This window comes from Pseudomonas sp. Tav-5-1A, from assembly GCF_055755055.1.
The window spans coordinates 2,677,193-2,703,853 of record NZ_CM146901.1; the positions used below are offsets into that span (position 1 = coordinate 2,677,193).

The 26,661-nt window shown below is 67.7% G+C and carries 25 protein-coding genes; 19 read left to right on the forward strand and 6 right to left on the reverse strand.

What is annotated here, in order from left to right; genetic code table 11:
- The first annotated feature begins 38 nt into the window (after positions 1-38).
- Genes AC0J42_RS12290 through argE form a run of 7 tightly spaced genes read left to right on the forward strand, consistent with a single transcriptional unit; the run spans position 39 to position 7,725 of the window.
- On the forward strand, positions 39-995 hold the full coding sequence (locus AC0J42_RS12290) for an ABC transporter permease (protein WP_416423823.1): 957 nt from the start codon (positions 39-41) through the stop codon (positions 993-995).
- Positions 992-1,852: an ABC transporter permease gene (locus AC0J42_RS12295; protein WP_416423824.1), complete on the forward strand. Its 861-nt coding sequence runs from the start codon at positions 992-994 to the stop codon at positions 1,850-1,852. The genes AC0J42_RS12290 and AC0J42_RS12295 overlap by 4 nt, the downstream gene beginning before the upstream one ends.
- A complete protein-coding gene (locus tag AC0J42_RS12300; RefSeq protein ID WP_473006339.1) occupies positions 1,853-3,697 on the forward strand; it encodes an ABC transporter ATP-binding protein in 1,845 nt (614 codons plus the stop codon).
- Positions 3,694-4,002: a (2Fe-2S)-binding protein gene (locus AC0J42_RS12305; protein WP_473006340.1), complete on the forward strand. Its 309-nt coding sequence runs from the start codon at positions 3,694-3,696 to the stop codon at positions 4,000-4,002. The genes AC0J42_RS12300 and AC0J42_RS12305 overlap by 4 nt, the downstream gene beginning before the upstream one ends.
- Complete coding sequence (locus tag AC0J42_RS12310; protein ID WP_473006341.1) at positions 3,984-5,360, forward strand: FAD/NAD(P)-dependent oxidoreductase; 1,377 nt, start codon at positions 3,984-3,986, stop codon at positions 5,358-5,360. The genes AC0J42_RS12305 and AC0J42_RS12310 overlap by 19 nt, the downstream gene beginning before the upstream one ends.
- Positions 5,357-6,568: an NAD(P)/FAD-dependent oxidoreductase gene (locus AC0J42_RS12315; RefSeq protein WP_473006342.1), complete on the forward strand. Its 1,212-nt coding sequence runs from the start codon at positions 5,357-5,359 to the stop codon at positions 6,566-6,568. The genes AC0J42_RS12310 and AC0J42_RS12315 overlap by 4 nt, the downstream gene beginning before the upstream one ends.
- A gap of 5 nt (positions 6,569-6,573) precedes the next feature.
- Complete coding sequence (gene argE / locus AC0J42_RS12320; RefSeq protein WP_473006343.1) at positions 6,574-7,725, forward strand: acetylornithine deacetylase; 1,152 nt, start codon at positions 6,574-6,576, stop codon at positions 7,723-7,725.
- 87 nt (positions 7,726-7,812) lie between these two features.
- Here argE and AC0J42_RS12325 read toward each other — a convergent pair whose 3' ends face one another.
- The gene (locus tag AC0J42_RS12325) at positions 7,813-9,444 is read right to left on the reverse strand and encodes a methyl-accepting chemotaxis protein (RefSeq protein ID WP_473006344.1); all 1,632 of its coding nucleotides are present in this window, start codon (positions 9,442-9,444) and stop codon (positions 7,813-7,815) included.
- Between the two features lie 235 nt (positions 9,445-9,679).
- On the opposite strand from AC0J42_RS12325, the gene AC0J42_RS12330 reads away from it, so the two are divergent.
- Positions 9,680-11,137, forward strand: a complete 1,458-nt coding sequence (locus AC0J42_RS12330) for an NAD-dependent succinate-semialdehyde dehydrogenase (RefSeq protein ID WP_473006345.1) — start codon at positions 9,680-9,682, stop codon at positions 11,135-11,137.
- 55 nt (positions 11,138-11,192) lie between these two features.
- Here AC0J42_RS12330 and AC0J42_RS12335 read toward each other — a convergent pair whose 3' ends face one another.
- On the reverse strand, positions 11,193-12,119 hold the full coding sequence (locus AC0J42_RS12335; RefSeq protein WP_473006346.1) for a 2-hydroxyacid dehydrogenase: 927 nt from the start codon (positions 12,117-12,119) through the stop codon (positions 11,193-11,195).
- 190 nt (positions 12,120-12,309) lie between these two features.
- Here AC0J42_RS12335 and gabT point away from each other — a divergent pair, with 190 nt between their 5' ends.
- From gabT to AC0J42_RS12370, 7 genes are all read left to right on the forward strand, one after another.
- A complete protein-coding gene (gene gabT, locus AC0J42_RS12340; protein ID WP_416423832.1) occupies positions 12,310-13,605 on the forward strand; it encodes a 4-aminobutyrate--2-oxoglutarate transaminase in 1,296 nt (431 codons plus the stop codon).
- Positions 13,606-13,670: 65 nt separating this feature from the next.
- Complete coding sequence (locus AC0J42_RS12345; protein ID WP_416423833.1) at positions 13,671-14,312, forward strand: HAD family hydrolase; 642 nt, start codon at positions 13,671-13,673, stop codon at positions 14,310-14,312.
- A 45-nt stretch (positions 14,313-14,357) separates the two neighbouring features.
- A complete protein-coding gene (locus tag AC0J42_RS12350) occupies positions 14,358-14,846 on the forward strand; it encodes an Lrp/AsnC family transcriptional regulator (RefSeq protein ID WP_158153280.1) in 489 nt (162 codons plus the stop codon).
- A gap of 125 nt (positions 14,847-14,971) precedes the next feature.
- Positions 14,972-16,435: an aldehyde dehydrogenase family protein gene (locus AC0J42_RS12355; protein WP_473006347.1), complete on the forward strand. Its 1,464-nt coding sequence runs from the start codon at positions 14,972-14,974 to the stop codon at positions 16,433-16,435.
- A gap of 140 nt (positions 16,436-16,575) precedes the next feature.
- On the forward strand, positions 16,576-17,463 hold the full coding sequence (locus AC0J42_RS12360; protein WP_473006348.1) for a LysR substrate-binding domain-containing protein: 888 nt from the start codon (positions 16,576-16,578) through the stop codon (positions 17,461-17,463).
- 94 nt (positions 17,464-17,557) lie between these two features.
- Complete coding sequence (gene aguA / locus AC0J42_RS12365) at positions 17,558-18,670, forward strand: agmatine deiminase (RefSeq protein ID WP_473006349.1); 1,113 nt, start codon at positions 17,558-17,560, stop codon at positions 18,668-18,670.
- The gene (locus AC0J42_RS12370) at positions 18,667-19,758 is read left to right on the forward strand and encodes an extracellular solute-binding protein (RefSeq protein ID WP_416423837.1); all 1,092 of its coding nucleotides are present in this window, start codon (positions 18,667-18,669) and stop codon (positions 19,756-19,758) included. The genes aguA and AC0J42_RS12370 overlap by 4 nt, the downstream gene beginning before the upstream one ends.
- Before the next feature lie 117 nt (positions 19,759-19,875).
- Here the strand turns inward: AC0J42_RS12370 and AC0J42_RS12375 are convergent, their stop codons facing one another.
- Complete coding sequence (locus AC0J42_RS12375; RefSeq protein ID WP_416423838.1) at positions 19,876-20,427, reverse strand: cysteine hydrolase family protein; 552 nt, start codon at positions 20,425-20,427, stop codon at positions 19,876-19,878.
- A 42-nt stretch (positions 20,428-20,469) separates the two neighbouring features.
- Complete coding sequence (locus AC0J42_RS12380) at positions 20,470-21,369, reverse strand: LysR family transcriptional regulator (RefSeq protein WP_473006350.1); 900 nt, start codon at positions 21,367-21,369, stop codon at positions 20,470-20,472.
- Between the two features lie 114 nt (positions 21,370-21,483).
- Here AC0J42_RS12380 and salA point away from each other — a divergent pair, with 114 nt between their 5' ends.
- From salA to AC0J42_RS12395, 3 genes are all read left to right on the forward strand, one after another.
- Positions 21,484-22,737 carry a salicylate 1-monooxygenase gene (salA, locus tag AC0J42_RS12385; protein ID WP_473006351.1) on the forward strand — a complete coding sequence of 418 codons (1,254 nt, stop codon included), beginning with the start codon at positions 21,484-21,486 and terminating at the stop codon, positions 22,735-22,737.
- Positions 22,738-22,842: 105 nt separating this feature from the next.
- Entirely contained in the window at positions 22,843-24,018 is a 1,176-nt protein-coding gene (gene solA, locus AC0J42_RS12390) for an N-methyl-L-tryptophan oxidase (RefSeq protein WP_473006352.1), read from the forward strand.
- Positions 24,015-24,794 carry a MetQ/NlpA family ABC transporter substrate-binding protein gene (locus AC0J42_RS12395; protein WP_473006353.1) on the forward strand — a complete coding sequence of 260 codons (780 nt, stop codon included), beginning with the start codon at positions 24,015-24,017 and terminating at the stop codon, positions 24,792-24,794. The genes solA and AC0J42_RS12395 overlap by 4 nt, the downstream gene beginning before the upstream one ends.
- Positions 24,795-24,936: 142 nt before the next feature.
- Here AC0J42_RS12395 and pcsA read toward each other — a convergent pair whose 3' ends face one another.
- The gene (gene pcsA / locus AC0J42_RS12400; protein WP_473006354.1) at positions 24,937-25,656 is read right to left on the reverse strand and encodes a phosphatidylcholine synthase; all 720 of its coding nucleotides are present in this window, start codon (positions 25,654-25,656) and stop codon (positions 24,937-24,939) included.
- A 130-nt stretch (positions 25,657-25,786) separates the two neighbouring features.
- On the reverse strand, positions 25,787-26,032 hold the full coding sequence (locus tag AC0J42_RS12405) for a hypothetical protein (RefSeq protein WP_416423845.1): 246 nt from the start codon (positions 26,030-26,032) through the stop codon (positions 25,787-25,789).
- Positions 26,033-26,196: 164 nt separating this feature from the next.
- On the opposite strand from AC0J42_RS12405, the gene AC0J42_RS12410 reads away from it, so the two are divergent.
- Positions 26,197-26,658 carry an Lrp/AsnC family transcriptional regulator gene (locus tag AC0J42_RS12410; protein ID WP_416423846.1) on the forward strand — a complete coding sequence of 154 codons (462 nt, stop codon included), beginning with the start codon at positions 26,197-26,199 and terminating at the stop codon, positions 26,656-26,658.
- The last annotated feature ends 3 nt before the right edge of the window (positions 26,659-26,661 follow it).

Sequence of the window (26,661 nt, forward strand, 5' to 3'; positions counted from 1 at the left end):
CAAGCCAGCTCCCACAAAAACGGTGCAGGAGACGTACCATGCACAACACTCTGTACTGGCTGATCGCGCGGCGCCTGGGGCTGGTGGCCCTGACGCTGCTGATCGTGTCGATGGTGGTGTTCGCCATCACCGCGGTGCTGCCCGGCGACGCCGCGCAGCAGGCCCTGGGCCAGTTCGCCACGCCCGAACAGGTGGCGGCGCTGCGCACCCAGCTGGGCCTGGACCAGCCCGGCATCGTCCGCTACCTGCACTGGCTGGGGGGCCTGGTCACCGGCCACCTGGGCGAGTCGGTGTCCAACGCCATGCCGGTCAGCGAGCTGATGGCCGGGCGCCTGCCCAATACCTTGATGCTGGCGGCCGTGACGGCGCTGGTGTCGGTGCCGGTGGCGCTGACCCTGGGCATCGTCTCGGCCATGCGCCGTGGCGGGCGCCTGGACAGCGTGCTGAGCTTCTGCACCCTGACCCTGGTGGCGGTGCCGGAATTTCTGGTGGCGACCCTGGCGGTGCTGATTTTCGCCGTCAAGCTGCGCTGGCTGTCGGCCTTGTCGTTCGCAGCCGAGGTGCACACGCCGCTGGAATTCCTGCGCGCCTATGCCTTGCCGGTGGTCACCCTGTGCTGCGTGATCGTGGCGCAGATGGCGCGCATGACCCGCGCCGCGGTCATTGACCAGCTCGACAGCCCCTACGTGGAAATGGCCCGCCTCAAGGGCGCCAGCCCGGTGCGCATCGTGCTGCGCCATGCACTGCCCAACGCCATCGGCCCTATCGTCAACGCCGTGGCCCTGAGCCTGTCGTACCTGCTGGGCGGCGTGGTCATCGTCGAGACCATCTTCAACTACCCCGGCATCGCCAGCCTGATGGTGGACGCGGTCACCAACCGCGACATGGCCCTGGTGCAGGCCTGCACCATGCTGTTCTGCGCCGCTTACCTGGCGCTGGTGCTGGTGGCCGATGTGGTGGCAATCATTTCCAACCCGAGGCTGAGACAGCGATGAACAACGTCATTGGCAAGTCCGCTGGTTTCAAACCCCTGGCCCGCCCGCGCACCCCGGTGCTGGGCGTGGTGGGCGCCGTGGTGTGCCTGTTCTGGCTGCTGGTGGCCATATTCGGCGGCCTGCTGGCGCCCCACGGCGTGGGTGACGTGGTGTCCAGCAACGTCTTCGACGACCTGGGCCGCGCCTTCCCGCTGGGCACCGACTACCTGGGCCGCGACATGCTCAGCCGCGTGCTGATTGGCGCGCGCTTCACCGTCGGCCTGGCGCTGGTGGCGGCGGTGCTGGCCAGCACCGTGGGCACCGCGCTGGCGCTGCTGTCGGTGGTGTCGTCGCGCTGGCTGGACGGCTGCGTCAGCCGCCTGATGGACGCGCTCATCTCCATCCCCAGCAAGATGCTGGCGCTGGTTGTGGTGTCGGCGTTCGGCGCCTCGGTGGAGCTGCTGATCGCCACCGCGGTGCTCAGCTACGCGCCGGGCTGCTACCGCATCGCCCGCAGCCTGGCCACCAACATCGAAGCGCTGGAGTACGTGCAGGTAGCGCGCACCCGTGGCGAGCCGCGCTGGTACATCGCCTGCGTGGAGATCCTGCCTAACATGCTCAACCCGGTGCTCACCGACCTGGGCCTGCGCTTTGGCTTCATCGTGCTGCTGCTCAGCGGCATGAGCTTCCTGGGCCTGGGCGTGCAGCCACCGGACGCCGACCTCGGTTCGCTGGTGCGCGAGAACATCGGCGGCCTCAGCCAGGGCGCGCCGGCGCTGGTGATTCCGGCGCTGGCCATCGGCTCCATGACCGTGGGCATCAACCTGCTGATCGACAGCATTTCCAGCCGTCGCCAGCGCAGCAAGGGAGGGCACTGAATGAGCCATCTCATCCAAGTCAAAGACCTGCGGGTGAATGCCTGTGGCGACCACGGCGAGACCGAGATCGTCAAGGGCGTGAGTTTCAACCTGGAGCGCGGCGAGGTGCTGGCGCTGATTGGCGAGTCGGGTTCGGGCAAGACCACCATTGCCCTGTCGCTGCTGGGCTATGCCCGCCGCGGCTGCCGCATTGCCGGCGGCCAGGTGCGGGTGGGCGACGACGACCTGCTGGCCCTGAGCGAAAGCGAGCTGCAGGCCCTGCGTGGCAACCGCGTGTGTTACGTGGCGCAAAGCGCCGCCGCAGCCTTCAACCCGGCGCAGAAGCTGATCGACCAGGTGCTGGAAGGCGCGCTGATCCACGGCGTGGGCGGCAGCCGCGACGAGCTGCGGGTGAAGGCCATCGAGCTGTTCCGCGACCTGGCCCTGCCAGACCCGGAACACATCGGCGAGCGCTACCCGCACCAGGTCTCGGGCGGGCAGTTGCAGCGCGTCATGGCGGCCATGGCGCTGATCAGCGACCCGCTGCTGGTGGTGCTCGACGAACCCACCACGGCGCTCGACGTGACCACCCAGATCGACGTGCTGCGCGCCTTCAAGCGCGTGGTGCGCGAGCGCGGCGCCACGGCGGTGTACGTCAGCCACGACCTGGCGGTGGTGGCGCAGATGGCCGACCAGATCATCGTGCTCAACGGCGGGCAGATCCTGGAGGACAACGGCACCGCCGCACTGCTCAAGTCGCCCAACCACGAATACACCCGCAGCCTGCTGGCCGCGGCGCGCCCGGCGGCGAAGATCCGCGTGGACGACGTGGCGCGCGGCAACACGCCGCTGCTGACTATCCAGGGCATGACCGCCGGCTACGGCCCGCGCGACCTGCACGGGCTGCCGCGCATTCGCGTGCTGGAAGACATCGACCTGACCCTGCACCGTGGCCAGGCCATGGGCATCATCGGCGAGTCGGGCTCGGGCAAGTCGACCCTGGCACGGGTGGTGGCCGGGCTGCTGCAACCGGCGCGCGGCGAAGTGCTATTCGACGGCCAGCCGCTGTCCGGCGACCTCAAGGGCCGCAGCGCCGACCAGTTCCGCCGCATCCAGATGGTGTTCCAGAACGCCGACACGGCGCTGAACCCCATGCACAGCATCGCCAATATCCTCGGCCGGCCGTTGCGCGCGTACCACGGCCTGAAAGGCGCGGCGCAGAGCAAGCGCATCGATGAACTGCTGGACCTGGTGAAGCTGCCGCGCAGCCTCGCCGAGCGCCGCCCGGGCGCCTTGTCGGGCGGGCAGAAGCAGCGTGTAAACCTGGCGCGGGCGCTGGCGGCCAAGCCGGACCTGATCCTCTGCGACGAGGTCACCTCGGCGCTGGACACCGTGGTCGGCGCCGCCATTCTCGAGCTGCTGGCCGAACTGCGCCGCGAGCTGCAGGTGTCGTACCTGTTCATCAGCCACGACATTTCCACCGTGCGCGCCCTGTGCGACGACGTGGCGGTGATGTACAGCGGCCATATCGTCGAGAGCGGCAGCCGCCAGGCCCTGGCCCAGGCGCCGTTCCACCCCTACACCAACCTGCTGATCAACTCGGTGCCGGCGCTGCGCCAGGGCTGGCTGGAAAGCACCGCAGTGGCCTGTAAGCTGCCGCCCATCAGCGCGCCCACGGCCAACCAGCGCGAGCTGTGCACCTTCCTCAACCGCTGCCCGCTGCGCGTGGAAGGCCTGTGCAACCACACCGCGCCGAACCGCCGCGCCATCGTCGGCGGCAGCGAGATACTCTGCCACCTGGACAGCCCGCAACTGGCCGCTGGCCAACCGACCCTCATTTTGCCCACCCAGGGAGCCTACGCATGAGTGCCCGTTTTGTTCGCCTGGCCGAGCAGCAACGCCCGGCCGTTCACCTCAAGGTCGATGGCCAGCCGGTGCAGGCGCTGGAAGGCGACACGCTGATGGTGGCGCTGCTGACCTGCGGCGACAGCCTGCGCGGCTCGGAATTCGACAACGGCCGCCGCGCCGGCTTCTGCCTGATGGGCGCCTGCCAGGACTGCTGGGTGTGGACCCGCAGCGGCGAGCGCCTGCGCGCCTGCAGCCAGGACGTGCGCGACGGCCTGGACATTCTCACCGCACAACCGGAGGCATTATGGCCACTGCGCGGGTAACCATTGTCGGCGCCGGGCCTGCGGGCATTCGCTGCGCCGAGACCCTGCTGGCCGCGGGCATCCGCCCCACGCTGGTGGACGAGGGCCGCCGCGCCGGCGGGCAGATCTACCGGCGCCAGCCCGAGGGCTTCACCCGTGACTACACGCAGCTGTACGGCAGCGAGGCCGGCAAGGCCCGCGCCCTGCACGAGCGCTTCGACCAGTTGCGCGCGCAGCTGGACTACCGCCCGGACACCCTGGTGTGGAACCTGGCCGACCAGCAGCTGTGCTGCGCCAGCCAGGGCCGCCATTCGGCGCTGGACTACGACGCGCTGGTGCTGTGCACCGGCGCCACCGACCGCCTGTTGCCGGTGCATGGCTGGCAGCTGGCAGGCACCTACAGCCTGGGCGGCGCGCAGATCGCGCTGAAGGCCCAGGCCGTGTCCATCGGTGCCAGCGTGGTGTTCATGGGCACCGGCCCGTTGCTGTACCTGGTGGCCAGCCAGTACGTGAAGGCCGGCGCCCAGGTGGCGGCGGTGCTCGATACCTCGCCGCTGTATTCGCGGCTGAAAGCCACGCCCAAGCTCATGGCGCGCCCCGGCGTGCTGGCCACCGGCGTCAGCCTGCTGGCGGGCCTGTACCAGGCCGGAGTCCCGGTGCACCTGGGCGTCACGCCGCTGCAGATCCACGGTGACGAGCGCACTGGCGTCGAGGGCGTGACCGTGCGCACCGGCAAGGGCGTGCGGCTGCACGTGCCGTGTGACGCCGTCGCCCTGGGCTACCACCTGCGCCCGGAGACCCAGCTGGCGGACCTGGCCGGCTGCGCCTTTGCCTTTGACGAGGCGTCGGGGCAGTGGCTGCTGCAGACCGACGAAGACGGCCGCACCTCCCTGGCCAACGTCTACGCCGCCGGTGACGGCGCGCGCATTCGGGGCGCCGACGCGGCAGAAGCGGCGGGGCGCCTGGCGGCCCTGGCGCTGCTCAAGGATCTGGGCCTGCCAGTGGCGGACGATCAGGTGCAGGCCCAGCGCCGCCTGCTGGCGCAGATGGAGCGCTTCCGCCTCGGCCTGACCCAGGCGTTCCCGTGGCCGGCGGCCCAGGTCGAGCACCTGCCGGATGAGGCCATCGTCTGCCGCTGCGAGATGATCAGCGCCGGCGAGTTGCGCAACGTGGTGCGCGAGAAGGGCGCCTGCGAGGTCAACCGCGCCAAGGCCTTCAGCCGCGTGGGCATGGGCCGTTGCCAGGGGCGCTACTGCTCCCAGGCCGGCGCTGAAATCATTGCCGCCGAGGCCGGCGTGCCGGTGCGCGAAGTCGGCCGCCAGCGCGGCCAGGCGCCGGTCAAACCCTTGACCCTGAGTTTGCAGGAGGTAACACCATGACCGTGCAAAAGGCGGACGTAGTCATCGTCGGTGGCGGCTTCATGGGCGCCGCCGCGGCGTTCTTCCTGCGTCAGCATGGCCGTTCGGTGATCTTGCTGGAGCGCGACCAGATCGGCCAGTACGCCAGCGGCGTCAACTTCGGCAACGTCCGCCGCCAGGGCCGCTACCTGTGCCAGCTGGAACTGTCGAACCGCTCGTTCCACCTGTGGAAACGCCTGTCGGCGCTGATCGGCGAAGACCTGGAGTTCATGCCCAGTGGCCACATGCGCGTGTGCTATGACGCTGCGCACATCGCTGACCTTGAGGCCTACGCCCAGGCGCCGGAGGCCCGCGAGCTGGACCTGCAGATTTTCAGCGGCAAGGCCTTGCACGAACGCTTTCCGTTCCTGGGCCCGGAGGTGCAGGGCGGCTCCTACGCCCCCCACGACGGCCACGCCAACCCGCGCCTGGCCGCCCCGGCGTTCGCCCGCGCGGCCATTCGCGCCGGCGCCACGGTGCATGAACGCACCGAGGTGCGCGAGGTGCAGAAGGTGGGCGGCGATTTTTACATCGACACCACCGACGGCCGTCGCTTCAGCGCGCCGAACCTGCTGGTGACCGCCGGCGCCTGGGGCGACAAGCTCTCGGCGCAGTTCGGCGAGCCGGTGCCGCTGGACACCAACGGCCCGCAGATGGCCGTCACCGAGCCGGTGCCCTATGCGCTGAAGACGGTGATTGGCGTGTACACCAAGATTCCCGAAGAGGTGATCTATTTCCGCCAGATCGCCCGCGGCAACATCGTCATCGGCGGCGGCTACCGCAGCAAGCCGGACATGCTCAACCGCCGCGCCCACGTGGAGCCGCGCAGCATCCTCAACCAGATCAGCCAGATGCGCCGGCTGGTGCCGGGCATCGCGCCGTTGAACATCATCCGCGTGTGGAGCGGCATCGAGAGCTACACCCCCGACTCGTTGCCGATCATGGGCCCCAGCGGCCAGGTGGACGGCCTGTACTACGCCTTCGGCTTCTGCGGCGCCGGCTTCCAGCTGGGCCCGGGCGTGGGCGCGGTGATGGCCGAACTGATCGCCACCGGCAGCACCAGCACGCGTATCCACGACTTTCACATCAACCGCTTTGCCTCTGTGGGAGCTGGCTTGCCGGCGAGCTTTTCAGGGGCCCAACAGCTCGCTGGCAAGCCAGCTCCCACAAAAACGGCCCCTACAGCGTGAAAATCATGAACACCCGCACCCTGGATATCCTCAAGCAGCTGATCAGCTTCGACACCACCTCCAGCCAGTCCAACCTGGCGCTGATCCACTACGTGCAACAGCTCCTCAACGCCCAGGGCATCGACACCACCCTGGTGCACGACGAAGCCGGCAGCAAGGCCAACCTGTTCGCCAGCGTCGGCCCCAGGGACGTGCCCGGCGTGCTGCTGTCCGGGCACACCGACGTGGTGCCGGTGGCCGGCCAGGCCTGGACCCGGCCGCCGTTCCAGGCCACGCTCAGCGACGGCAAGCTCTACGGCCGTGGCACCTGCGACATGAAGGGCTTTATCGCCGTGGCCCTCGACGCGCTGCTGAGCGCCGTCGGCCAGCCGCTGCAACGGCCGTTGCAACTGGCGCTCAGCTACGACGAAGAGATCGGCTGCGTGGGCGTGCGGCGCCTGCTGGACGTGCTGCACCTGGCGCCGCAGCGGCCGTTCCTGTGCATCGTCGGCGAACCCACCAACATGCACTTCGCCCTGGGCCACAAGGGCAAGGCCTCGTACCGCGTGCACTGCCACGGCCAGGAGGCGCATTCGTCGCTGGCGCCGCTGGCGGCCAACGCCATCCACCTGGCCAGCGACTTCATCGGCAGCCTGCGCAGCGCCCAGCAGCGGCTGCAACAGCAGGGCGCCCACGACGACGCCTATGACATTGCCTACAGCACCGTGCACGTCGGCCGCATCGACGGCGGCAAGGCGCTGAACATTGTGCCGAACCTGTGCACCCTGGAATTCGAGATTCGCCACCTGCCGGCCGATGACCCCGAGGTGATGCTGGCGCAACTGGCCGAGCAGGCCGAGGCCATTGCCCGCGAGGCGAAGAAGGTCAGTGGCGTGGCGGATATCCGCATTGAAAGCCTGAACGCCTACCCGGGGCTGGACACCTCGCCCACGGTTGACGCCGTGCGTTGGCTGAAGGCCTTTGCGGCGCCGGAAACGGCGCAGGTGAAGGTGGCGTTCGGCACCGAAGGCGGGCTGTTCGCCCAGCGCCTGAACGTGCCGGTGGTGGTGTGCGGGCCGGGCTCGATCGAGCAGGCCCACAAGCCCGATGAGTATGTGGAGCTGGCGCAGCTGCAAGCCTGCGAACGCCTGCTGCAAACCCTGCTCAAATCCCTGTAGCGGCGGTAACCTGTGGGAGCTGGCTTGCCAGCGAGCCGTTGGGGCCACTGAAAAGCTCGCTGGCAAGCCAGCTCCCACAAGGTTGCATTACACCTTGAACTGCAACACCACCTGATTCAACTGCACCGCCAACCGCGACAGCTCGCCACTGGCCGACGAGGTCTGGTCGGCGCCCGCCGAGGTCTGGATCGACAGGTCGCGGATGCTGGTCAGGTTGCGGTCCACCTCGCGGGCCACCTGCGCCTGTTGCTCGGTGGCGGTGGCGATGCTGACGTTGCGCTCGTTGATCTGCACAATGGCCGCGGTAATCTCGGCCAGCGCCTGGCCAGCGCCCTGGGCCACTTCCAGGCTGGCGCGGGCGCGCTCGCTGCTCTGGCCCATGGAGGTCACCGCCTTGCTGGCGCCGCCCTGGATGGAGACGATCATGGTCTCGATTTCCGCCGTGGACTGTTGGGTGCGATGGGCCAGGGCCCGCACTTCATCCGCCACCACCGCGAAGCCACGGCCGGCATCGCCGGCGCGCGCCGCTTCAATGGCAGCGTTCAGGGCCAGCAGGTTGGTCTGCTCGGCCACCCCGCGAATCACGTCCAGCACGCCGCTGATGTCCTTGAGTTGCAGGGCCAGGCCGTCGATTTCCACTGCGGTGGCGCCCACCGATTCGTGCAGGGCGTTGATCACGCTCAGGGTTTCGTCCACGCGCTGGCGGCCGTTTTCCGCCGACTGGCTGGAGTCGCGGGCAGCGGTGGAGGCCAGGGCGGCGTTGCGCGCCACCTCTTCGACGGCGGCGCTCATCTGGTTGATGGCGGTGGCGGCCTGGTTGATTTCGTCGTTCTGGCGCTGGATGCCGTGCAGGGCGTCCTGGGTCAGGGCGGCCATCTCTTCAGAAGTGGACGCCAGGTGGTTGGACGAACCGCCCAGCTCGGCCAGGGTGCGTTGCAGGTTGGCCTGCATGCGCGCCAGCGCCGCCAGCAGGCGCCCGGGCTCGTCGCGGCCATCGACGACAATGGGCTTGCTCAGGTCGTTGGCGGCGATCTGCTCGGCCACCGCCAGGGCGCGGGCCACCGGGGTTACCAGGCTGCGGGTGAACAGCGTGGCCAGGCCCAGGGTGGCGGCCAGGGCCACCAGGATGGCGCCGATGGTCACGTTGCGCGCCTGGCTGTAGGCATCGTTGGCCACCACGTCGGACTCGGCCATGGTCTGGTTGACCTGCTGGGCCACGGCGTCGATGTCGCTGCTGAACTGGTTGCCGGCCACGGTCTGCTCGCCGGTGGGCTGGCTGAGGGCGGTGGCGACGTCGTCACGCTTCTGTTCGATGGCCTGCAGGAAGCGCGTGTGCACTTCCAGGTAGCGGCCCATGGCGGTTTCCAGCTGTGTGTAGGCCTGCAGCCCGGCGTTGCTGCGCAGCATGGCCTTGAGCTTGCGCACGTCGGCCTGCAGGTCGTCGCGGCCGCGGTTGATGCTGGTGCGCGCCAAGTCTGCGCCCTGGCTGCTTAGGGCCACGCGCAGGTTGGTGTTGCCCAGGCGGATGGTCAGCAGGTCGCTCTTGATTCGGCCGATGGTCTGCACGGCGGGCAGCACCTGCTCCTGCAGGGTGGCGCGCGAGCCTTTCAGCTGGCTGAACTGGAACAGCGAAAACAGCCCGAGGGCGGTGATCAGCAGGGCGAAAAAGCCGAAGCACAAGAGTGATCGGGGGGCGATGTTCAAGTGACGAAGGTTCATCAAGAAGGTCTCGATAGTGGCAAAGTAATACCCTTCTTTCGGCATGAAACGTTTAAGCTTGAGGCCCGGAATAGACACTTCGGCAACTTTGTATAGACCGGTACGTCAAAATTAAGCAGCACCTGCTGCCGGCGGCTTTTTTTCAGCATTCGCCACCGTTGCCACGGCGTATTCGGCATTCGCGCGCGGCGCATGTTTTTAGACTGGACCTACCGTGACTCACAGGACCCGTCCCATGCTGCGCAACCGACTGAAAGACCCCACCCTGTTGGCCGAACGCGCCTACATCAACGGCCAGTGGCTGGCCGCCGACACCGGCGCCACCCTGGACGTACTCGACCCGGCCACCGGCGCGTGCATCGCCCGGGTGCCGGCGCTGCTGGGCGCCGAGACGCGCCATGCCATCGCGGCTGCCGAGGCTGCGCTGCCGGCCTGGCGCGCCCGCCCGGCGGCCCAGCGTGCGCTGTTGCTGGAGGCCTGGCACCAGGCGATCCTCGACAACCTCGACGACCTGGCGCTGATCATGACCCTGGAGCAGGGCAAGCCGCTGGCCGAGGCCCAGGGCGAAATCCGCTACGGCGCCAGCTTCGTCAAATGGTTCGCCGAGGAAGCCCGGCGCATCTACGGCGACACCATTCCGGCGCCCGCCGGCGACCGCCGCCTGCTTACCCTCAAGCAGCCGGTGGGCGTGTGCGCCGCCATCACCCCGTGGAACTTCCCCACCGCGATGATCACCCGCAAGTGCGCGCCGGCGCTGGCGGCGGGCTGCACCATCGTGGTCAAGCCGTCGGATTTGACGCCGCTGTCGGCCCTGGCCCTGGCGGTACTGGCCGAGCGCGTGGGCATCCCGGCCGGGGTGTTCAACGTGATCACCGGCTTGCCCCAGGCCATCGGCGCCGAGCTGACTGGCAACCCCACCGTGCGCAAGATCTCGTTCACCGGTTCCACCGCCGTGGGCCGCCTGCTGATGCGCCAGAGCGCCGAGCACATCAAGCGCCTGAGCCTGGAACTGGGCGGCAACGCGCCGTTCATTGTCTTCAACGACGCCGACATCGAGCAGGCCGTGGCCGGGCTGATGCTGAGCAAGTTCCGCAACGCCGGGCAGACCTGCGTGTGCGCCAACCGCATCCTGGTGCAGAGCGGCATTTACGAGCGCTTCGCCGAACGCCTGCTGCAGGAAGTGGCCACGCTGAAGCTGGGCAACGGCCTGGAAAACGGCGTGACCCTGGGGCCGCTGATCAACCAGGCGGCGGTGGAGAAGGTCGCCCGCCATGTCGATGACGCGCTGGGGCAGGGCGCACGGCTGCTGTGCGGCGGCGTGCCGGATGCCGCCAGCCCCTTCGTGGCGCCGACGGTGCTGGCCGACGTGACCACCGCCATGCTCTGCACCCAGGAAGAAACCTTCGGGCCGCTGGTGCCGTTGATTCGCTTCGACAGCGAAGCCCAGGCCATCGCCATCGCCAACGACACGCCCTATGGCCTGGCGGCGTATTACTTCACGCAAAACCTGCAGCGTTCGTGGCAGGTGGGCGAGGCCCTGGACTTTGGCATGGTGGGGCTGAACACCGGGGTCATTTCCATGGAGGTAGCGCCGTTTGGTGGCGTGAAACAGTCGGGCCTGGGGCGCGAGGGGTCGCGCTATGGGCTGGACGAGTACCTGGAAATAAAGGCCTTCCATATCGGCGGTGTCTGAAGCAGACGCCGCCTTCGGCAGCTGCTACGGCCCGTAGCAGCGGCCGCAGGCCGCGTCAATAACCGTCGCTGCGGTCTACCTGCCCATTCAACCGCTCGCCGCGCTGGTGCCGGCGGATGTTGTCCAGCAGCACCGCAAAGGCGCTGTCGGGCTGGGTCATGGCGGCAATGTGCGGGGTGAGCACGATGCGCGGGTGCTGCCAGAACGGGTGGTCGGCGGCTGCCGGCTCCTCGGCCAGCACGTCCAGCACCGCGCCGCCGAGCTGGCCGCTGGCCAGGGCGTCGAGCAAATCCGCTTCGTTGAGGTGCGCGCCACGGCCCATGTTGATCAGCCCTGCGCCCTGGGGCAGTTGCGCGAACAGGCGGCGGTCGAGGATGCCACGGGTGTGCTCGGTCAACGGCAGCAGGCAGATTAGAATGTCGCACTGGGCCAGGAACGCCGGCAGCTGGCCATCACCGGCAAAGCATGCCACGCCGGGCAGGTCGTGGGCGCTGCGGGCCCAGCCGCTCAGGGCAAAACCGAAGGGTTGCAGGGCGTTGACGATGGCCTGGCCCTGCTGGCCCAACCCCATCACGCCCACGCGGCGCTGGCTGGCCGGCACCAGCGCGTGGTCTTCCCACACGCCCGCCTGTTGCTGGGCGCAGTAGCGCAGCATGTCGCGGTGCAGGCTGAGCACCGCCCAGGTCGCGTACTCGCACATGCCCTGGGTAATGCCGGGGTCGAGCATGCGTGCCACCGGCAGGTGGGCGGGCAGGGTGGCCAGGTTCAGCTGGTCGACGCCGGCGGAAATCGCCAGCAGCGCCTTGAGGTTGGGCAGCAGGGTGGCCAGGTCGTCCGGCGCCTGCCAGGCGGCCAGGTAGTGAATGTCGGCCGGGTCGCCGATGTCTGGCCACTGGCGGAACTCGATGTCGGGGGCGTGGGCGGCGAACAGTTGTCGCCAGCGCTCGCCACGCTGGGGGTCGGCTTTGTAGAGCAGGGCCATGGTGTCCTCGGCGGCATGAAAAGGGCTGGGCCTATTGTGGGCCATCGGCGCCAAGCGATTCTGCCGTTTGCGCCGTGCAAAACAGTGGATCTGCGCAGGCTGGCAGGCAAGTTCGGCCAAGTCGGCTCCGCGCAAGCCGTACTCTGGAAGGCATCGAGACCCACTCCCGGGCATGGCCAGAGGAACCCTGATGAACAGCAAACTCAACGATACTCCCCGCCTGCTGCAGCAGCGTGAACAATCGGTGCCGCGCGGCGTGCTCACCGCCCACCCGCTGGTCATCGACCGCGCCCAGGGGTCGCAGCTGTGGGACGTGGACGGCAAGCGCTACCTGGACTTCGTCGGTGGCATTGGCGTGCTCAATATCGGGCACAACCATCCGAAAGTGGTCGAAGCGGTGCAGGCGCAGTTGCAAAAGGTCTCCCACGCCTGCTTCCAGGTGGTGGCCTACCCACCGTACATCGAGCTGGCCCAGCGCCTCAGCCAACTGGTGGGCGCTGACGTGCCGCACAAGGCGGCGCTGTTCACGTCTGGTGCGGAGGCGGTGGAGAACGCCATCAAAATCGCCCGTGGCCACACCAACCGCCCCGGCGTGATTGCCTTCCGTGGCGGCTTCCACGGCCGCACCCTGCTGGGCTGCAGCCTGACCGGCATGAGCCAGCCGTACAAACAGAACTTCGGCCCGTTCGCCCCGGAAATCTTCCACACCCCGTACCCCAACCCGTACCGCGGCGTGAGCAGCGACGACGCCCTGGCCGCGCTGCAGGAGGTGTTCGCCACCCAGATCGCTCCGGACCGCGTGGCCGCCATCATCGTCGAGCCGGTGCAGGGCGACGGCGGTTTCCTCACGGCGCCGCCCGAGTTCCTCCAGGCCCTGCGCACGCTCACCGAGCAGCATGGCATTGTGCTGATCCTCGATGAAATCCAGGCAGGCTTCGGCCGCACCGGGCGCTGGTTCGGCTTCCAGCACGCCGGCATCCAGCCCGACCTGGTCACCGTGGCCAAGAGCCTCGCTGGCGGCCTGCCGCTGTCGGCCGTGGTGGGCCGCAGCGAGATCATGGACGCGCCGACGCCGGGCGGCCTGGGCGGCACCTACGGCGGCAACGCCCTGGCCTGCGCGGCGGCGCTGGCGGTGATCGACGCCTTTGAAGACGAACAGTTGCTGGCCCGCGGCGAGCAGTTGGGCGCGCGCCTGCGCCAGGGCCTGGAAGCGCTGCAACAGCGGCACGCGCGCATTGGCGACGTACGCGGCCAGGGCTTCATGCTGGCCATGGAGATGGTCAGCGCCGACGGCAGCGCCAGCCCCGACGCGGCCCTGGCGCAACAGGTGATCGACGCCGCCCGCGAAGGTGGCCTGCTGGTGATCAAGTGCGGCGTGCACCGCAACGTGGTGCGCTTCCTGGCGCCGCTGACCACCAGCGACGCCGAGCTCGACGAAGCCCTGGCCATTCTCGACCGCGCCTTGGCACGGGTCTTGATTGCCTGAATTCCACGACAGGCCCGGGCGTCGCCGCCTGGGTCGCGGTTGTCCATCATAGGGATGAAGTTGGCATGCGCCTGACTGATTATCGTGTGTTGCTGCTGGATTGTGACGGCGTGCTGATCGACCGTGACAGCGGCGTCTGGACGGCGCTGCAGGGCCTGTTCACCGGTGGCCCCGCCGCGCCGGAAAAAGCCTTGGTGCTGGACCGCTTCGAACAGGTGCTGCACGGCCTGTATCCGCGGTTCGACGAACTGGGTTTTACCGGCCTGTTGTGCTTTACCCACCGCCAGCTGGCCGAAGCGCTGGGGCTGCGGGCCAGCTGGGAGGAAAGCCTGAGCTTCGCCCGCACGCCCGTGGCCTGGCCGCTGTTCGAGGACGCGCCGGGGGCCTTGCTGTACCTGCGCAAGTTCTACCGGCTGGTGATACTGTGTGACCGCGACGCCCAGGACCGTGAAGCCTTGTGCGAACGCCTGGGCATCCAGGGTGAGGAGCTGCTGGCGCCCGCCGAGGCCCAGGCCTGGCTCGACCAGCAACAGGTGCCGTTCGAGCAGGCGCTGTGGGTGCGCGCCAGCCTGCCCGAACCTGCCCAGCAGGGCGCGGTGTGCCTGCTGCGCCGGGGCCGGCGGCACGCGGGGGAATGCCCGGTGGACGAGTGCATCAACAGCCTCGCCGACCTGGTGTCGCAACATCAGCTATGGTTACGCCGTTGAATTGATTGAAGAACCTCAGGGACATTGGCATTCGAGGGCTACACAATGGAAGGCATGGTCAAACTGGACCGCATCGACATCAACATCCTGGTCGAGCTGCAAAAGGACGGCCGCATGACCAACGTCAGCCTCGCCGACGCCGTGGGCCTGTCGGCCAGCCCCTGCCTGCAGCGGGTCAAGCGTCTGGAAGCGGCGGGGTACATCTCCAGCTACAAGGCCCACATCAACCTGGCGAAGATCACCGAGTCGGTGACCATCTTCACCGAGGTCACCCTCAGCGACCACAAGCGCGAGGACTTCGCCAAGTTCGAGGCCAACATCCGCCAGGTCGACGAGGTGCTCGAATGCCACCTCATCAGCGGCGGCTACGACTACCTGGTGCGCTTCATGACGCGCAGCATCCAGCACTACCAGGAAGTGATCGAGAGCATCATCGACAAGAACATCGGCATCGCCAAATACTTCAGCTACATCGTCATCAAGTCACCGGTGATGAAAGAGGTGGTGCCCCTGCGCAAGCTGATCCGGCATTAACGCGCCGTTTACCCCCGACGATACAGCACAACCTTCCATGCAGCCGCTGCGAACGGCACGCGGCGCGGGGGCGGGTTTGGTAGCGTAGGCGTCATGGTTTTTTCCTTTTTTCCGGGGCCCCGCCAATGACCGACCAGAGCGCCAACACCTTCAGCATCGACCCGGCCCTGACGCGCCGCTTCTACATCAACGGCGACTGGTGCCTGCCGGTGCAGGCGGCCGGCAGCCTGCCGGTGGTGAACCCGGCCACCGAAGCGGTGGTGGCCGAGGTGGCCGCAGGTTCCGCGGCGGACGTGGACAACGCGGTGCTCGCGGCCCGTGCTGCGTTTGCCCAGTGGAGCGTGTCGGCGGTAGAGACCCGCGTGCAGGTGCTGACGCGGCTGCATGAGCTGATGCTCGAGCGCACGGAGCAGTTCGCCCAGGCGCTGTCACTGGAGATGGGCGCGGCCATCAGCTTCGCCCGTACCTTGCAGGTGCCGCTGGCGGCCGAGCACATTCGCGTGGTGCGTGACCTGCTGCCGGCTTACCCGTTCCAGAAGCTTGAGCACGGCACGGCCATTACCCGCGAGGCCATTGGCGTGTGCGCGCTGATCACGCCGTGGAACTGGCCGCTGTACCAGATTACCGCCAAGGCTGCCGCGGCCATTGCCGCCGGCTGCACGGTGGTGCTCAAGCCCAGCGAGCTGTCGCCCCTGAGCGCGCTGTTGTTCGCCCAGCTGGTGCATGACGCTGGCGTGCCGGCTGGGGTGTTCAACCTGGTCAACGGCAGCGGCGCCGAGGTGGGCGAGGCCATGGCCAGCCACCCTGATATCGACATGATTTCCATCACCGGTTCCAACCGCGCCGGCGCCCTGGTGGCCCAGGCGGCCGCGCCGACGGTGAAGCGGGTGACCCAGGAACTGGGCGGCAAATCGCCCAACGTGCTGCTGCCCGACGCCGACTTTGCCAAGGTGGTGCCGCTGGGGGTGATGACCGCGTTCCGCAACGTCGGGCAGTCGTGCAGCGCGCCGACGCGCATGGTGGTGCCGCGCGCGCGGCTGGCGGAAATCGAGGCGCTGGCGGCGGCTACGGCTGGCGCCATTCTGGTGGGTGCCCCGGCGTCGGCCGACACCGTCCTGGGCCCCATTGCCAACCAGGCGCAGTTCAACCGCGTGCAGGCCATGATCGCCAGCGGTATCGACGCCGGCGCCAAGCTGATTTGCGGCGGCCCCGGCCGGGTGGCGGGGCTGGACGTTGGCTATTACGCGCGGCCGACCATCTTCTCCGAGGTAGACGCCGACATGGCCATCGCCCAGGAAGAAATCTTCGGCCCGGTGCTGTGCATCATCCCCTACGACAGCCTCGACGAAGCCGTGGCCATCGCCAACAACACCGTCTACGGCCTCAGCGCCCACGTGCAGGGCAGCGACCTTGGCGTGGTGCGCGCGGTGGCTGCGCGCATCCGCGCCGGCCAGGTGTTGCTCAACCACCCGGCCTGGAACCCCCACGCGCCGTTCGGCGGCTACAAGCGCTCGGGCAACGGCCGCGAATTCGGCGTGCACGGCTTCGAGGAATACCTGGAAACCAAGGCCATCATCGGTTACGAATAACGGCGGGATCAACACAATCGCGTAGCCGCTGCCGCAGGCTGCGCTGGCCCTCAACCACACTGGAAATCTTCAGCGCACTCAGGGGCCAGCGCAGCCTGGCGGCAGCGGCTACGCACTCTGATCACCACAAGGACCCTTGTATGCGCCGCCTGCCATCCCTGACCGCCCTGCGCACGTTCGAATGCGCTGCCCGCCACGCCCATTTCGGCCGTGCCGCCGCCGAGCTGTGCGTCACCGACAGCGCCGTCAGCCACCAGATTCGCCAGCTGGAAGGCGAACTGGGCGTGGAGTTGTTCGTGCGCGAAGGCCGCCAGGTGCGCCCCACGCCCGCCGCGCTGCGCCTGCTGCAGCGCCTGCAGCAGGCGTTCGAACTGGTGGGCGAGGCCTGTGACGAGCTGCGCGACCCGGCCTCCCAGGCGGTGCTGCGCATCGCCGTCACCGCCGAACTGGCGCAGAAATGGCTGGTGCGGCGCCTGGCCGATTTCACCGCCCAGTGCCCGCACATCACCTTGCACGTGCACGAGCAGGCCATCGACGCCAGCGCCCCGGGCGAGGACATTGACCTCGCCATCACCTACGGCGCCGGCCCCGACGATGGAGGCGCCTATTGGGTGAAGCCGTTGCCGGTGCTGGTGTTCTTCCCGGTGTGCAGCCCGGTGCTGTTCAACCAGGGCACCCTCGGCGAGCCACGCGACCTGGCGCGCCACGGCTTGCTGCACGACGACCAGGACGGCAGCACCTGGGCCACCTGGCTGGCCGCCCACGCCGGCGACGTGCAGGGCTTGCGCCACGCCTATTTCGCCCATGCCGGCCTGGCCCTGGAAGCCGCCGCGCAAGGGCAGGGCGTGGCCATGGGCGACAACCTCACGGCCACCGAGGACCTGGCCAGCGGCCGCCTGGTGCGGCCCTTCAGCGCCAGCATCACGGCGCTGGGCCAGTACGCCATTGTCTGCGAGCGCCTGCGCCTGGAACGCCCCGCCGTGGCGGCGTTCCTGCAGTGGCTGGAAGGGCAGCTGCACCTTGCCTGAATTTAACTCACCTATTGCTTAGAAATGCTCGTTGGAAGGCCCTGCATGGCGGGTGTTAGCGTGCCTGTCATCCCCACCCAACGAGGCGTTGCCCATGTCCCGCTCCCTGCACACCACCCCCAAGGCCGATGGTTTCCGCTTGCCCGGCGAGTTCGAGCGCAAGAGCCATTGCTGGCTCGGCTGGCCCGAGCGCCCGGACGTATGGCGCAACGGCGCCAAGCCGGCGCAGCAGGTGTGGGTGCAGATTGTCAGCGCCATCGCCCTGAGCGAACCGGTAACGGTGTGCGCCTCGGCCGCCCAGTACGCCAACGCCCGGCGCCTGCTGCCCGAGCACATTCGCGTGGTGGAGATGACCTGCAACGACACCTGGTTTCGCGACAGCGGCCCCTGCTTCGTGGTCAACGACACCAGCGGCGAGGTGCGCGGCGTCGACTTCCAGTTCAACGCCTACGGCGGCCTGGACGGCGGGCTCTACTACCCCTGGGACAAGGACGACCAGATCGCGCAGAAAATCCTCGAAATCGAGCACTTCGACCGCTACCGCGCGCCACTGATCGCCGAGCTGGGCGGCATCCAGAGCGACGGCCAGGGCAGCATTCTCACCACCGAGCAGTGCCTGCTCAACCGCAACCGCAACGCCCACCTGGGCAAGGACGAGGTCACCCGGCGCCTCACCGATTACCTGGGCGCCGAGCAGGTCATCTGGCTGCCACGTGGCTGCAAGTTCGACGAGACCGACGGCCACGTCGACGACCTGGCCTGCTTCGTGCGGCCCGGCGAGGTGGTGCTGCAATGGACCGACAACCGCGACGACCCGCAGTGGGAGATCTACCAGGAGGCCTACGACATCCTGCGCAGCACCCGCGACAGCCGCGGCCGCGAGCTGGTGGTGCACAAGCTGCAGCAACCCGACGTGCTGGAATGGACCGCCGAGGAAGCCGCCGGCCTCGACCACATCGACGGCACCCACGTGCGCCAGGCCGGCACGAAAATCTGTGCCTCGTACATCAACTACTACGCCGGCAACTCGGTCATCGTGGTGCCGCTGTTCGGTGGCCGGCACGACCAGGCGGCCCAGGCCACCCTGGCCGAACTGTTCCCCGGCCACCGCATCATCGGCATCGAAAATTCGCGGGAAATCCTGCTGGGCGGCGGCAACGTGGCGTGCATCACCATGCCGCAATACGCCGGCGGGGTACCGGCATGAAAGGCCTGCTCGCAGCCGCGCTGCTGACGGCGGCCGTGGGCGCGGCCGCCGCCGAGCCGCCCACGGTGAACCTATACATCTGGGGCGAGTACCTGGCGCCGGACACCCTCAAGCGTTTCGAGGCCGAGACCGGCATTCGCGTGGTGGAAGACCATTTCGACTCGCTGGAAACCATGGAGACCAAGCTGCTGACCGGCGGCAGCGGCTACGACCTGGTGCTCAGCGCCGGCCAGCACCTGAGCCGCGCCATCGAGGCCAAGGCCATCCAGCCCCTGGACAAGGCGCAACTGCCGCATTTCAACGGCATCGGCGACGAGTTCCGCCAGCACATGGCGGTGTTCGACCCGGGCAACCGCTACGCCGGCATCTACGGCTGGGGCACCACCGGCTTTGGTTACCAGCAGGAAGCGGTGAACAAGCGCCTGGCCAACGCCCCGACCGACAGCTGGGCGATGCTGTTCGACCCGGCCGTGGTAGCGAAATTCGCCGACTGCGGGGTCAGCCTGCTCAATGACCCCAACGAGCTGTACGCCGCGGTAATGCGCTACCTGGGGCTGGACATCAACAACCAGAGCCTGGCCGACCTGAAGACCGCCCAGGCGCAGCTGATGAAGATTCGCCCCTACGTGCGCTACTTCGACAACGACCGCAACATCAGCGACCTGGCCAACGGCGACACCTGCGTGGCCATGTCCTGGAACGGCAACGTTGGCATCGCCGCAGCCCAGGCGAAACAGGCCGGCAAGCCGTTCAGCCTGCACTACAGCATTCCCCGGGAGGGCACGCTGATCTGGTTCGACGCCATGGTCATCCCCCGGGACGCCCCGCACCCGGCGGCAGGCCTGGCGCTGATGGACTTCCTGATGCGCCCGGACGTGATCGCGCCTATCACCGACACCATCCACTACGCCAACGCCATCACCGCCGCCGACGCGCTGGTCAGCCCCGAGATCCGCAACGACCCCGGCACCTACCCACCGGCGGCCGTGCGCGCCACGCTGTTCAGCAAGAACGACAACGGCAAGGCCTTCAACCGCGCGCTGACCCGGGCATTCACCACCCTCAAGGCCGGCGAACCAACCCCGTAGCAGCAACTGTCTTGTGGGAGCTGGCTTGCCAGCGAGCTTTTATGGCCCCAACAGCTCGCTGGCAAGCCAGCTCCCACAGGATGCAGCAGCTGCCGCAGGCTGCGTCCGGGCGTAGTGTCATACCAGCTCGTGGGTGTCGACGATGGTGGCGTAGTCCATCGCCAGGTTGCTCAGCGACAGGGCATGCACGTCTTCGGCCGGCCAGGTGCGGCCGTTGAGGTCGACCTGGTCGAAGGTGTAGCAGGCGTCGCCCACCACCTGCACCGCGAAGCCCAGGTTGCCGCCGGTGCGCGCCGTGGCTTCCACCGAGTTGTTGGTTACCACGCCAGCGATCACCACGTGGCGAATGCCGCGCACATGCAGCCAACGCTCAAGCCCAGTGGCAATGAACGCGTCCGGGACGTTTTTTTCCACCACGTGCTCGTGGTCCAGCGGCGCCAGCGCTGGCTGGAACGCGCAGCCCGCCTGGCCCGGCCAGAACACCGAGCCAGGCGTGCGCGAGATGTGCCGCACGTGCACCACTGGCCGCTGCGCCGTACGCCAGGCGTGCAGCAGTTGCGCGATGTGCGCCTCGGCCCCGGGGTTGTTGCGGCGGCCCAGGGCAGGGGTGTTCATGCCCTGTTGCATGTCGATGATCAGCAGGGCGGTGTTGGCGTCCGGTGCGGGCATGGCAGGTCCTTGGCGTCGATAATGGAGTGGCGCGGCAGCGATTCAATCAGTGAACACTTCGGCCATCAAACCGCGCAACCACTGGTTTGCCGGGTCGCGATGATATTTGGCGTGCCAGAACAGGTTGATGGCAATGTCCGGCAGCGCCACCGGCACCGCCACGGTGGCCAGGCCGAACGGTTGCAGGCAGCTGCTGGCCAGGCGTTGCGGCACGGTGGCGACCAGGTCGCTGTGCTGGAGGATGTGGCCCAGGGCGCCGAAGTCCGGGATTTGCAGGCGAATGTCGCGGCACAGGCCGGCGCGGTTCAGGTGCGCCTCCACGGCCTCATGGCCGGTGCTGGCGGCCACCACGCGCACGTGGCCGTGGGCGCAGTAGCGTTCGGCGGTCAACGGGCCCCGGGTCAGCGGGTGGCCCTGGCGGCACAACCCCACGTAGCGGTGGTGGAACAGGCAACGCTGGTAGAACCCGGCTTGCAGGCCTGGCAGCAGGCCCACGGCCAGATCCACCTCGCCATTGGCCAGCTGTTCGTTGAGGCCGGGGTGGGCGCGCAGGGTGGTGACGCCCACGCCCGGCGCGCGTTGCAGCAAGGTCTCGAGCAGGCGCGGCAGGAAATGGATCTCGCCGATGTCGGTCATCGCCACCACGAAGCGCCGCTGGCTGCTGGCCGGGTCGAAGCCGGCCGGGTGGTTCAGCGCGCCACGCAGGGTGGCCAGGGCCTGAGCCACCGGCTCGGCCAGGTGCAGCGCATAGGGCGTCGGCGCCATGCCTTCGCGGGTGCGCACGAACAGCTCGTCGTTGAGACGGCTGCGCAGGCGCTTGAGCGCATTGCTCAGCGCCGGCTGGGTCAGCCCCAGGCTGTCGGCGGCGGCGCTGACGCTGCGGTCCAGCAGCAATTGGTGAAACACCACCAGCAGGTTCAGGTCCAGGTCACGCAGTTCCATGGTCGTCCCGGTGCGTATTCAGGGTGGTGATAGTGTCTATGCAGTTTGCGCCATTTATCAATAGAGGTGAGGCGGGCATGCTCGGGCTACTCCAACAACAACAGGAATTTCCCCATGCAAACTGCTCTGCGTATTGGCATCGTCGGCGGCGGTATCGCCGGCGTGGCGCTGGCCCTGGACCTGGCGCGCCATCAACATCTGCAGGTGCAGCTGTTCGAGGCGGCCGCGGCCTTTGGTGAAGTCGGCGCTGGCGTGTCGTTCGGCGCCAACGCCGTGCGCGCCATCGAAGGCCTGGGCCTGGGCGGGCCGTACCGGCAGATCGCCGACGCCACCCCGGCGCCCTGGCAGGACGTGTGGTTCGAGTGGCGGCGCAGCGCTGACGCCGGCTACCTGGGGGCCAGCGTGGCGCCGGGAGTGGGCCAGTCTTCGGTGCACCGCGCCGATTTTCTCGACGCCCTGGCCCGGCAGCTGCCGCCCGGCGTGGCCTGCTTCGGCAAACGTGCGGTGGCGGTGCAACAGGCGGCGGGGCAGGCCACGGTTGCCTTCGCCGATGGCAGTGAGCACCGCTGTGATTTGTTGATCGCCGCGGACGGCATCAAGTCCAGCCTGCGCCAGCACGTGCTTGAAGGCCTGGGCCAGCCGCCGGTGGTGCCGTGCTTCAGCGGCACCCGTGCCTACCGCGGGCTGATCGACAGCGCGCACCTGCGCGCCGCCTACGCCGAGCAGGGCATCGACACTCACCTGATCGACGTGCCGCAGATGTACCTGGGCGCGGATGCGCACATCCTCACCTTCCCGGTAAAGCAGGGGCGCTTGATCAACGTGGTGGCGTTCGTCACCGACGCCACGCCCTGGCCGGCGGACCAGCCCTGGGTACGCGCCGCCAGCCACGCCGAACTGCTGCAGGCGTTCGCTGGCTGGTGCCCGGCGGTGCAGGTGCTGCTGGGCTGCATGCCGCCGCCGTCGCTGTGGGCGCTGCACGACATCGAGCCGCTGGCTGGCTACGCCCATGGCCGGGTGGCGCTGATCGGCGACGCCGCCCACGCCATGCTGCCCCACCAGGGCGCCGGCGCCGGCCAGGGCCTGGAAGATGCCTGGCTGCTGGCGCGCCTGCTGGGCGACCGCCGCGCCCTGGGCACCGCGCCCGATACCCTGTTGCAGGCCTACGACGCCCTGCGCCGGCCACGGGCCAGCCGCGTGCAGCAGACCTCGCGCGAAGCGGGGGACCTCTACGAAGGACGCGCGCTGTCGTTCGCCCGCCAAGAGCAGGCGCTGTCAGCCACCCTGGCCAGCCGTTTCGATTGGTTGTGGCAGCATGACCTTGAAGCCGATTTGGCCGCGGCGCAGCGGATTCTCGACTGGCGCTGACGCGGCCTTCGGCCGCTGCTACGGGCATAAGGTTATAATTTTTTAATCTTTGTTTTTGCTGACGTTTTTCAATCAACTACACGCCTTTTGCAGGGACGACAGTTGATGACGGAACGATTCGAATCATTGGTCCTGGGCCTGGGCGCCATGGGCGCTGCCACCGTTTACCAGTTGGCCAGAATGGGCGTGAAGGTGGCGGGCATCGACCGCCATCACCCGCCCCATACCTTCGGCTCCAGCCACGGTGACACGCGCATCACCCGGCTGTCCGTGGGCGAGGGCGCGCAGTACGTGCCCATCGTGCGCAACTCGCACCGCATCTGGCGCGAGCTGGAAGCGCTGTCGGGCGAGGCGCTGTTTGAACAGTCGGGCCTGCTGGTGCTGACCTCCAGCCCGGATTTCGACCCCAGCGACAGCAGCGATTTCACCCTGCGCACCATTGGCCTGGCGCAGACCTACGGTATCGAACACGAAGTGCTCGACGCCGGGCAGATCCGCCAACGTTTCCCGCAGTTCGCCCACGTGCGTGACGATGCCATCGGCTATTTCGAGCCGGGTGGCGGTTTCGTGCGACCCGAGCGCTGCATCGATGTACAGCTGAAACTGGCCGAGCAGCACGGCGCTACCCTGTACAAGGGCGAGACCGTGACTGCGATCACCTCGGACGCCCAGGGCGTGACGGTAACCACCGACCAGCGCACCCTGCAGGCCGACAAGCTGGTGATCAGCGCCGGCAACTGGGCCGGTGGCCTGCTGGGGGCGCCATTCGACGGCCTGCTGGAGGTGTACCGCCAGCAGCTGTTCTGGTTCGAACTTGCGGACGAGGCGCTGCTGGGCGCCTCGCCGACCTTCATCCTGACCCACGGCCGCGGCGACGACAAGGTCAACTACGGCTTCCCCGCCTTGCCGGGCGAGGGCACCGTGAAGATCGCCACCGCCCAGTACCACACCGCCTCGCACCCCGACACCCTGGACCGCCGCGTGGCGCCTGCCGAGGAGCAGGCCATGTACGCCCAGCAGGTGCAGGGCCGCATCGCCGGCGTCGGCCCGCGGGTGGTGAAATCGGCGGTGTGCGCCTACACCGTCACCCCCGACCGCCATTTCATCATCGATGAACACCCGTCCTTGCCGCACACCCTGGTGGTGTCGGCCTGCTCGGGCCATGGCTTCAAACACTCCGCCGCGCTGGGCGAAGCCTTCGCCCAGTGGTGCACCCGCGGCACCACCGACCTTGACCTGTCGTCCTTTTCCCTGAAACGCTTCGAAGGTAAACCATCTTGAAACGTGTCGCTCTGTCATTGGCGCTGTTGGTCGCCGCCGTCGGTTCGGCCTATGCCGAAACCCTGAAAATCGCCGTGGTGCCGGTGCCCCACGCGCAGATTCTCGAATTCCTCAAGCCGGAGCTGGCCAAGGAAGGCATTACCCTGGACGTCAAGGTGTTCGCCGACTACGTGCAGCCCGACCGCCAGACCGACGAAGGCCTGCTGGACGCCAACTATTTCCAGAGCAAGCCGTATTACGAGGCTTACAAGAAAGACCGTCCCAGCAGCGACCAGGTGCCGATCGTGGCGGTGCACATCGAGCCGTTCGGGGCTTACTCGAAGAAAATAAAGAATATTGCCGAGCTGAAGGACGGCGCCACCATCGCCATTCCCAACGATCCCGCCAACTCGGGCCGTGCCCTGCTGCTGATCGCCAAGCAAGGCCTGATTACCCTGAAAGACCCGAGCAACATCATGGCCACCCGCCAGGACATCGTCAGCAACCCCAAGCACCTGAAGTTCCAGGAACTGGAAGCGGCCATGCTGCCACGCGTGCTGAACCAGGTGGACCTGGCGCTGATCAACGCCAACTACGCGCTGGAGGCCAGGCTTGAGCCGCACAAGGATGCGCTGTTCATCGAAAGCTCGGACTCGCCCTACGCCAACTACCTGTACGTGCGCCGCGACAAGGCCAACGACCCGGCGGTGCAGAAACTGGGCGCGCTGCTGACCTCGCCACAGGTGAAGCAGTTCATCCAGCAGCGCTACCACGGCGACGTAGTCCCGGCGTTCTAAAGCCCATGACGCGGCCTGCGGCCGCTTGTGGGAGCGGGCTCTGCCCGCGAAAGCCACACCGCGCAGTATCAGACAGGCCGCAGTGTTCTTTTCGTGGGTAGAACCGGATGGCCGGCCCCCAGCTCCCACAAGACAGTTGCTGCTACGGGTGTTGGGTGTGGAACCAGTCCGCCGCCGTGCGCCACAGGCACACGCCAAGGAAGTACGCCGACATCAGCAGCCACAGCGTCAGCACCAGCGGGTTGATGGCCGGGTGGTCGTGCACCAGCGACAGGCTGCACAGCAGCCAGATGGCGGTGACGGCGATGTTCACGGGCATGAAGCGGCGCACCCGGAACGGGTGGAGGAATTTCATCCGGGTCACGGTCAGCAGGGCCAGCAGCACGATGGTTGCCAGGGTCCACCACGGCGACGGGCTGAGGGTGTACAGGCACAGGGCGACCACGTTCCAGGCGGCGGGGAAGCCCTGGAAGTAGTTGTCCTTGCTCTTCATGTTGACGTTGCAGAAGCAGAACAGCGACGACACCAGCATGATCGAGGTGGCCACCAGCGCGGTGTAGTCGGGCAGCGGGATATAGCGGTAGATGAACAGCGCCGGGATGAATACGTAGGTGAGGTAGTCGATCACCAGGTCCAGCACCGAGCCGTCGAAATGCGGCAACACCGTCTGCACGTTCACCCGGCGCGCCAGCGAGCCGTCGACGCCGTCGACGATCAGCGCCACGCCCAGCCACATCAGGCAGGCCTTGGGCTGGTTTTCGAACAGCGCCAGGGTGGCCAGGAAGGCGGTGACCACGCCAGTGGCGGTGAAACCATGGGCGCCCCAGGCTTTGAGCCTGGCCAGGTGCAGGGTCGAGATCACAATGCGTCTCCGAAAAAGGGAAGGGCAGCGACATGCTGGCTGCACCTACAGACCGGGTGCGGCCGGCAGGGTTCAGCGCGGTGATCTCAGAATAGGCAATGGGCGGCATGTGCCGCCGAGGTTTTTGCGTTCAGGCCGCCGGGTGGTGTACCGGCGTGTCCAGCAGGTTGGCCTGCAAAATAGCGTTGAGGAAGCGGAATGGGTCGTTCAGGCCCACCACCTCGCTGCTGAAGTGGCGGCTGGTCTGGGGCATCAGCACCGCGGCGTAGCGCGGATTGTGGATCAGCGTGGGCGTGCTGCGCAGCACCACGTGCTGGCGGAACATGTTTTTGCCGAAACGCGGGAAGCTGACGTGCAGGTGGACGGCTCGAAACATGGCGGTGCCTCCGGGGTGATGTATCAGGGCCTTGGTCCCGTTATACCAAGCCAACCTGAAGGGCAGCTGAACACCCGGGACCGCTGGTCGCCGTGAAATATTCACCTGTCATTCCCTGCCGCGTGCGAATAAAATTCGCCAAAACCCGCTTTCAAGGCCTTCTGATGGACAAACTCGACCGCGCTATCCTCGACATCCTCCAGGTGGACTGCACCCGTTCGGTCAGCGACATCGCCGACCAGATCGGCCTGGGCAGCACCGCCTGCTGGCGGCGCATCCAGAAAATGGAAGAAACCGGCATCATCCGCGCCCGCGTGGCGCTGCTCGATGGCAAGCAGCTGAACGTGGGCGTGGTGGTGTTCGTCTCGATCCGCACCACCCAGCACAACGCCGAGTGGATCGAAGGCTTCCACCGCGCCGTGGCCGATATCGAAGAGGTGGTGGAGGTGTACCGCATGGCCGGCGACACCGACTATCTACTGCGCGTGGCGGTGCCGGACGTGGCGGGGTATGACGCGGTGTACAAGCAGCTGATTCGCATACCGGGGCTGTCGGACATCAGCTCGAGTTTTTCCATGGAGCAGATCAAGTATTCCACGCGGTTGCCGCTGCGCTATGCGCCTTGATTT

Coding starts and splice junctions, on each gene's coding strand:
- AC0J42_RS12290 (WP_416423823.1), top strand. CDS start 39: ATGCACAACACTCTGTACTGGCTGATCGCGCGGCGCCTGGGGCTGGTG.
- AC0J42_RS12295 (WP_416423824.1), top strand. CDS start 992: ATGAACAACGTCATTGGCAAGTCCGCTGGTTTCAAACCCCTGGCCCGC.
- AC0J42_RS12300 (WP_473006339.1), top strand. CDS start 1,853: ATGAGCCATCTCATCCAAGTCAAAGACCTGCGGGTGAATGCCTGTGGC.
- AC0J42_RS12305 (WP_473006340.1), top strand. CDS start 3,694: ATGAGTGCCCGTTTTGTTCGCCTGGCCGAGCAGCAACGCCCGGCCGTT.
- AC0J42_RS12310 (WP_473006341.1), top strand. CDS start 3,984: ATGGCCACTGCGCGGGTAACCATTGTCGGCGCCGGGCCTGCGGGCATT.
- AC0J42_RS12315 (WP_473006342.1), top strand. CDS start 5,357: ATGACCGTGCAAAAGGCGGACGTAGTCATCGTCGGTGGCGGCTTCATG.
- argE (WP_473006343.1), top strand. CDS start 6,574: ATGAACACCCGCACCCTGGATATCCTCAAGCAGCTGATCAGCTTCGAC.
- AC0J42_RS12325 (WP_473006344.1), bottom strand. CDS start 9,444: ATGAACCTTCGTCACTTGAACATCGCCCCCCGATCACTCTTGTGCTTC.
- AC0J42_RS12330 (WP_473006345.1), top strand. CDS start 9,680: ATGCTGCGCAACCGACTGAAAGACCCCACCCTGTTGGCCGAACGCGCC.
- AC0J42_RS12335 (WP_473006346.1), bottom strand. CDS start 12,119: ATGGCCCTGCTCTACAAAGCCGACCCCCAGCGTGGCGAGCGCTGGCGA.
- gabT (WP_416423832.1), top strand. CDS start 12,310: ATGAACAGCAAACTCAACGATACTCCCCGCCTGCTGCAGCAGCGTGAA.
- AC0J42_RS12345 (WP_416423833.1), top strand. CDS start 13,671: ATGCGCCTGACTGATTATCGTGTGTTGCTGCTGGATTGTGACGGCGTG.
- AC0J42_RS12350 (WP_158153280.1), top strand. CDS start 14,358: ATGGAAGGCATGGTCAAACTGGACCGCATCGACATCAACATCCTGGTC.
- AC0J42_RS12355 (WP_473006347.1), top strand. CDS start 14,972: ATGACCGACCAGAGCGCCAACACCTTCAGCATCGACCCGGCCCTGACG.
- AC0J42_RS12360 (WP_473006348.1), top strand. CDS start 16,576: ATGCGCCGCCTGCCATCCCTGACCGCCCTGCGCACGTTCGAATGCGCT.
- aguA (WP_473006349.1), top strand. CDS start 17,558: ATGTCCCGCTCCCTGCACACCACCCCCAAGGCCGATGGTTTCCGCTTG.
- AC0J42_RS12370 (WP_416423837.1), top strand. CDS start 18,667: ATGAAAGGCCTGCTCGCAGCCGCGCTGCTGACGGCGGCCGTGGGCGCG.
- AC0J42_RS12375 (WP_416423838.1), bottom strand. CDS start 20,427: ATGCCCGCACCGGACGCCAACACCGCCCTGCTGATCATCGACATGCAA.
- AC0J42_RS12380 (WP_473006350.1), bottom strand. CDS start 21,369: ATGGAACTGCGTGACCTGGACCTGAACCTGCTGGTGGTGTTTCACCAA.
- salA (WP_473006351.1), top strand. CDS start 21,484: ATGCAAACTGCTCTGCGTATTGGCATCGTCGGCGGCGGTATCGCCGGC.
- solA (WP_473006352.1), top strand. CDS start 22,843: ATGACGGAACGATTCGAATCATTGGTCCTGGGCCTGGGCGCCATGGGC.
- AC0J42_RS12405 (WP_416423845.1), bottom strand. CDS start 26,032: ATGTTTCGAGCCGTCCACCTGCACGTCAGCTTCCCGCGTTTCGGCAAA.
- AC0J42_RS12410 (WP_416423846.1), top strand. CDS start 26,197: ATGGACAAACTCGACCGCGCTATCCTCGACATCCTCCAGGTGGACTGC.